The organism is Pseudomonas sp. NDM, assembly GCF_003105095.1.
GTDB classification, from domain to species: domain Bacteria; phylum Pseudomonadota; class Gammaproteobacteria; order Pseudomonadales; family Pseudomonadaceae; genus Aquipseudomonas; species Aquipseudomonas moraviensis_A.
In genome coordinates this window covers 1-3,059 of the sequence record NZ_QETJ01000279.1, presented here as the reverse complement: position 1 = coordinate 3,059, position 3,059 = coordinate 1, and the positions used below count along the sequence as shown (strand labels likewise).

Below are 3,059 nucleotides of genomic sequence, written 5' to 3'. Positions count from 1 at the left end.
GCGATAGCGTCGTCACATTCAACACATCGGGTGACTGAACCGGCGCTATCGCGAGCAGGCTCACTCCTACAGGGGGTCGCATTCGCCCGGCAGACAGGCCCTAACAGTAAAACAAGCGCAGCGCTTTTGTTGAGCAGGTTTTCGCAAACCGAGACTATGGTCTGACGGGTTGTCGATCCGCGCGTTTGCGTAGACCATGGGCGCCTTGGTTTTTGCCGATGCCTGAGTTCTTTGTCATGACTGCCCACTCCCCAGCCCGACCGGCGCCATTCAGCCGTTCCGACTACAAGACCCTCGGCCTTGCGGCGCTCGGCGGGGCGCTGGAAATCTACGATTTCATCATTTTCGTGTTCTTCGCGCTGACCCTGAGTCAGCTGTTCTTCCCGCCGGAAATGCCCGAGTGGCTGAGGTTGCTGCAGAGCTTCGGCATCTTCGTTACCGGTTATCTGGCGCGGCCACTGGGCGGGATTCTGATGGCGCATTTCGCCGACCGCCTGGGCCGCAAAAAAGTCTTCAGCCTGAGCATTCTGATGATGGCGCTGCCGTGCCTCTTGATCGGAATCATGCCGACCTACGCACAGATCGGCTATTTCGCACCCTTGCTGTTGCTGGCGCTGCGCATTCTGCAAGGCGCGGCCGTGGGCGGCGAAGTGCCGAGTGCCTGGGTGTTCGTCGCCGAGCACGCGCCTATCGGGCATCGCGGTTACGCCCTCGGATTTTTGCAGGCTGGCCTGACCTTCGGTTACCTGATCGGCGCACTGACCGCGACCTTCCTCGCGCAAGTCTTTACCTCCGCCGAAATTCTCGACTACGCCTGGCGCTACCCGTTTCTGCTCGGTGGCGTGTTCGGCGTGGTGGGCGTTTATCTGCGTCGCTGGCTCAGCGAAACCCCGGTGTTCATGGCCATGGAAGCGCAACGCGAGGCGCGGGTCGAGCTGCCGCTGCGCACAGTGTTGCGTGAGCATCGTCTGGCCATGCTGCCGGCCATGCTGCTCACCTGCGTGCTGACCTCGGCAGTGGTGGTGTTCGTGGTCATCACCCCGACCATGATGCAGAAAACCTTCGGCATGACCGCCAGCCACACCTTCGGCCTCAGTGCCTTGGGCATCGTCTTTCTCAACATTGGCTGCGTGATCGCCGGGCTGCTCGTCGACCGCATTGGCGCCTGGCGTACGGTCATGCTCTACAGCCTGTTGCTGCCATTGGGCATTGGCGTGTTGTATGGCTGTTTGAACACGGGCGGACACTGGATTGGCATCGCCTATGCGGTCGCAGGTCTGGCTTGTGGGGTAGTGGGTGCGGTGCCTTCGGTAATGGTCGGGTTGTTCCCGGCGCGGATTCGCGTGTCGGGCATTTCCTTCACCTACAACATTGCCTACGCGGCGTGGGCAAGTATCACACCTCTGTTGCTGATTGGTCTGATGCCGTGGAGCCCATGGATCTGCGTGATGTTCTGTGCAGTGATGGGCGCGGTGGGGATTTTGACAGCGGCGTATTTCGCTGCACGCATGCCGCGCACGGGGCCGTGTCAGGCGGCGGGCGCGGCCTGAGCGGACCGCGCTGCAGTATTTTCGACTGACGGATCTTGAGCTGGCTTCAGAAAAACTCTCCAAGGCCGATGGCTAGGTTGTATCCGCTTACTACCCTGCCATCGGTGCTTTCCCATGTTCAATAAACGCTTGAAGCAAGAGCTGGCCGCTCTCCGTGAAGAACTCTCCAGCCTTGTACAAGTGAAGGAAAGCCTGGAAAGCGAAATGCTCGCGCTGACCCTTGAGCCCGACGGGCGGATTCGTTCGGTCAACCAGAACTTCCTCAGTGAAATGTTCTACAAGAGCCAGGATTTGATCGGCCGAGCGATCGAAGACATCGTGCCGGCCCACGTCAAAACCGACGAATTCCACCAGCGCTTCAAAAACTCGATGAGCCGTGGCGAGCATTTCGCCGGCGCCGTGCGCCTGTTGCGCGGCAATGGTGGCGAGGCGTGGCTGCGTTCGATCGTGCAACCGGTACGCGCCTCCGATGGCCGGATCAGACACATCTCCTTCTACGCCAGCGACCTCACCCGCACCATCGAAGCCTCACGCGAGCATGAAAACCTGATCGGCGCGCTGGTGCGTTCCACTGCCGTGATCGAGTTCGACCTCAGCGGCAATGTGCTCAGCGCCAATGATCGTTTTCTAAACGGCATGGGTTACAGCCTGGCCCAGATCAAAGGCAAACATCACCGCACGTTCTGCGCCCCGGAAGAATACAACAGCGCCGAGTACCAGAACTTCTGGCGGCGCCTGAACAGCGGTGAGTTCGTCGCAGGCCGCTTCAAGCGGATCGACAGCCATGGCCGTACGGTGTGGCTTGAGGCGTCCTACAACCCGGTGGTCGATGCCAACGACAAACTGTACAAAGTGGTGAAGTTCGCCACGGTGATCACCGATCAGGTCAACCGCGAGCAAGCGGTTGCCGACGCAGCGAGCATCGCTTACAGCACTTCGCAACAAACCGATAGCACCGCGCAACGCGGCACCACGGTGGTCACCGAAGCGGTGAACGTGATGCGTGACCTGTCACGGCACATGCAAGCGGCCGGTGAAGGGATCGAGGCGCTGAACGAGCAGTCGCTGGTGATCGGCACCATCGTCAAAACCATCAGCGGCATTGCCGAACAGACCAACCTGCTGGCGCTCAACGCCGCCATCGAAGCCGCCCGTGCCGGCGAACAGGGCCGTGGTTTTGCCGTGGTTGCGGACGAGGTCCGGCAACTGGCCTCGCGCACCAGCCAGGCGACGGACGAAATCGTCGGCGTGGTGCGGCAGAACCAGGAAATGGCCCGCAGCGCCGTGGCGCTGATGACCGACGGCAAGCTTCAGGCTGAACAAGGCCTGGCACTGGCAGCGGAGGCGGGCACGGTGATCGTGGAGATTCAGGACGGTGCGCAAAAAGTGGTGGATGCGGTGGGGCAGTTTGCCAATCAGCTATCCCATTGACACCGCACTGATCGTTCCCTTGTAGGAGTGAGCCTGCTCGCGATAGCGGTCTGACATTCAACTTTGATGTTGACTGGC

2 protein-coding genes and 1 pseudogene are annotated in these 3,059 nt (G+C 60.7%); all 3 read left to right on the top strand.

From position 1 onward, the window contains the following. Nucleotides 1-236 precede the first annotated feature (236 nt). Nucleotides 237-1,550 carry an MFS transporter gene (locus DCO47_RS26345; RefSeq protein ID WP_116659254.1) on the top strand — a complete coding sequence of 438 codons (1,314 nt, stop codon included), beginning with the start codon at nt 237-239 and terminating at the stop codon, nt 1,548-1,550. Nucleotides 1,551-1,664: 114 nt separating this feature from the next. Continuing rightward, a pseudogene (locus DCO47_RS27690) lies at nt 1,665-2,441 on the top strand (PAS domain-containing protein); the annotation flags it as partial. Further along, complete coding sequence (locus tag DCO47_RS27685) at nt 2,421-2,981, top strand: methyl-accepting chemotaxis protein (RefSeq protein WP_371919905.1); 561 nt, start codon at nt 2,421-2,423, stop codon at nt 2,979-2,981. The pseudogene DCO47_RS27690 and the gene DCO47_RS27685, both read left to right, overlap by 21 nt. Nucleotides 2,982-3,059: the final 78 nt, after the last annotated feature.

What these genes read in the sequence shown, in the direction of transcription:
- DCO47_RS26345 (WP_116659254.1), top strand. Translation starts at nt 237, where the DNA reads ATGACTGCCCACTCCCCAGCCCGACCGGCGCCATTCAGCCGTTCCGAC.